General features: G+C 69.3%; 3 protein-coding genes. 2 read left to right on the forward strand and 1 reads right to left on the reverse strand.

Going from position 1 to position 2850, the window contains the following annotated elements:
• On the reverse strand, positions 1 to 441 hold a 441-nt coding region (locus GA0115259_RS34705), incomplete at its 3' end, for an SPFH domain-containing protein (RefSeq protein WP_256098281.1).
• A 177-nt stretch (positions 442 to 618) separates the two neighbouring features.
• On the opposite strand from GA0115259_RS34705, the gene GA0115259_RS34710 reads away from it, so the two are divergent.
• Both GA0115259_RS34710 and GA0115259_RS34715 read left to right on the forward strand, forming a co-directional pair.
• Complete coding sequence (locus GA0115259_RS34710) at positions 619 to 930, forward strand: trypco2 family protein (RefSeq protein ID WP_093604268.1); 312 nt, start codon at positions 619 to 621, stop codon at positions 928 to 930.
• On the forward strand, positions 927 to 2850 hold a 1924-nt coding region (locus tag GA0115259_RS34715; protein WP_141716814.1), incomplete at its 3' end, for a serine protease. The genes GA0115259_RS34710 and GA0115259_RS34715, both read left to right, overlap by 4 nt.

Here is a 2850-nt window from a genome sequence, read left to right on the forward strand (position 1 = left end):
GCTGTCCGGCAGCACCAGCCGCTCCTGGATCGCGTCCTGGCTGCCGGCGAGCCGGTACAGCTCCACGGCGTTCTCGGGCGTGACCGCCCACTTGACCGTGACGTCCGCGTAGAGCACGCCGCCCTGCGAGGAACGGACCTCGACCACGTCCTTGTCGTTGAGATTGAGGTCCACCGGGCGGGTGGAGAACGTCGTCACATCGGTGAAGGGCGTCTTCAGATGCATCCCGGACTTCAGCGGCGTGCCGGTCTTCCCGAAGAGGACCGGGACGCCGACCTCGTAGGCGCTCACGACGTACACGCAGCTGATGACGCCGAAGGCCAGCCCCGCCACTCCGGCCAGCGCGGCGCCGAGTTTCCAGCCGCCGGCGCCGGAGCGGCTGCGGGCGAGTACGGCCAGTACGACGGCCGCGATGATGAGCAATATGGACAGCACGAACATTTAGAGGTCCCCCCGATGGTGTGAAGCCGGCTGTTCCGCGGCTGCTGTGCGAAAAATGCCCCCTGCCACGGATGGGCGCATCGTAGCCGGGTGTATCGCACGAGATCTCCGTTGCACCCGGGACAAGTGCCCTGTGATGATGTGTTACGTCTGTATGGTGCTGAAGGGGGACAGCTCATGGCAGTGGAACTCGCCGAGATGATCGGGCAGTTACGGGCAGAACTCACCGAGGCGATGCGCCAGGGGGAGAGCGAGAACGCGGATCTGCGGTTCGAACTGGGCCCTGTGGAGCTGGAGCTGACCATCTCGGTGGACAAAGAAGCCGGGCCGGGCGCGAAGGTCAGGTTCTGGGTGGTGGAGCTGGGAGCCGACGCCAAGATCGCGCAGAACTCGACTCAGCGGATCACCTTGACGCTGGATCCCCGGCGGGCCGGAGAACCGGACCGCCGACCGCTGATCTCCGGCGCTGAGGTGGACGGCGAGCGGTGACCTCGCCTGCGCTGGACCGGCCCAGGGTGGCCGAACTGATCGTGGACCTCGGCGCAAAGCGGAAGCGTCGCGGCTCGGGTTATCTGGTCTCCTCCGGGGCGGTACTGACCGCGGCTCATGTGGTCGAGGGCGCGAGGTCGGTGGACGTCCGGTTCGAGCCCGATCTGCCTGGGGAGTGGCGGGCGACCGCGACGGCATGGTGGTCCGACTCCGGCTCGGACCTGGCGGTGGTCTCGATAGCGCCGCGGGCGGACAGACAGGTGCCCGACGCCCGGTTCGCGCGGATCGCGGATCATCCTCAGGTGCTGGAGGTACAGGCGGTGGGCTTCCCGCGGTGGAAGCTGCGGGACGACGACCGTACCGGCCGTACTGACCGCCCTGCGGACGACGGCCGTACCGACCGCGTTGGCCGCACCGGCCGCACGGCGTCGGATCCGGCGCGTAACCGTACGCGGTACCGGGACGCGTACCACGCCGTGGGATCGGCGGCGGTGCTGTCGAACTGGCGGGCGGGTTCACTGGAGGTGACGATTCCCGTGGCGCCCGCCGAGGGCCCGCGTGGCGGTCCATCACCCTGGGAAGGCATGTCGGGCGCGGCCGTGTGGGCCGGCGACAGGATCGTCGGTGTCATCAGCAAGCACCATCCCGGTGACGGACTGGCCCGTCTGGCGGCCGTACGGCTCGATCGCGCACTCGACGGAGGCCTTGAGCCCGCCCAGAAGTCCCGGCTGCGGGCACTGCTCGCGCTGCCCGTGGACGCCGATCAGCTTCCTCTTGCCCTTCCGCTTCCTCCTCCACTTCCGCTTCCATCTCCACTTCCCCGGACGTTGGGCAACGGGACGTCCGATCGCGGTCCCGATGAGGCGTTCACGGTCAGATACCGACGGTTCATGGTCGGCACTCTCGACCGCTTCGATTTCTTCGCCGTGGATCCCCGTGGCATACCGCGCAGACAGCCGTTCACCATGGGCTACGTTCCGCTGACGCTCAAGCGGCGTGACCGGGCGGATGACGGGACGGTCAGCGTCGGCGCCCGAGCCGACCGGGAGCTGCGCTCGCATCGGCGTGCGTTGATCCGCGGTGTGGCCGGGGCGGGCAAGAGTACGCTCGTGCGCTGGCTCGGTGCCGTCGCGGCGGGCGGTGTCGGTACGGAAAGAGGCGTCCGTACCGACCAGGCGTACGGACCCGACGACGCGGCGCGGAGCGTCGGAGCGGACGAGTTCTCGGCCGCGCCGTTCCTTCTGGAACTCGTACGGTTCGCCAACGGCCGCCCGCCTCCCCTGAACGAGCTTGTCGCGGAGACGCTCCGCCCCGAGATGCCTGACGGCTGGGTCCGGAACATGCTGGCGGAGGGCAGGGTGCTGCTCCTGCTGGACGGGCTCGACGAGGTACGCCCACGCGAACGGGTACACCTTGAGGAGTGGGTGGACGAGCAGCTCGTCTCGTATCCCGACACCCGGTGCATCGTCACCACCCGCCCGTCCACCGTGGCCGAACAGTGGTGGGTGGACCGCGGTTTCGAGAGGTTCGACCTGCTCCCGATGAGCCGGCACAGTGTCGAGCGGTATGTGCGTGGATGGCACAGGAAGGCACGGGACGACCAGCCCGACACGCCGGGAGGCACCGAGGTCCGGAAAGAGCTGGAGCGCTGCGAGCAGGGGCTGCTCTCCACACTGTCCAACCGGCCGGCACTCCGGGGGATGAGTGCGAACCCGCTCCTGTGCGGGCTGCTGTGCGCGCTGAACCTGGAACGCGGCGAGCATCTGCCGGAGAGCCGCAAGCAGATCTACGACGCGGCTGTGGACCTGCTCCTGGTGCGCTGGCCCCATCTGCGCCGTCGGCATCGCGCCGAGGTGCGGACCGGCCGGGCCGCCGACGCGGCCGGCATGGGACCGGACGGCGGCGATCCGCCGCCGCGTG

It is taken from the genome of Streptomyces sp. MnatMP-M17, from assembly GCF_900091995.1.
Taxonomy (GTDB): Bacteria; Actinomycetota; Actinomycetes; order Streptomycetales; family Streptomycetaceae; genus Streptomyces.

Bases quoted from the DNA above. Each gene is read 5' to 3' on its own strand.
- GA0115259_RS34710 (WP_093604268.1), top strand. From the start codon at position 619: ATGGCAGTGGAACTCGCCGAGATGATCGGGCAGTTACGGGCAGAACTC.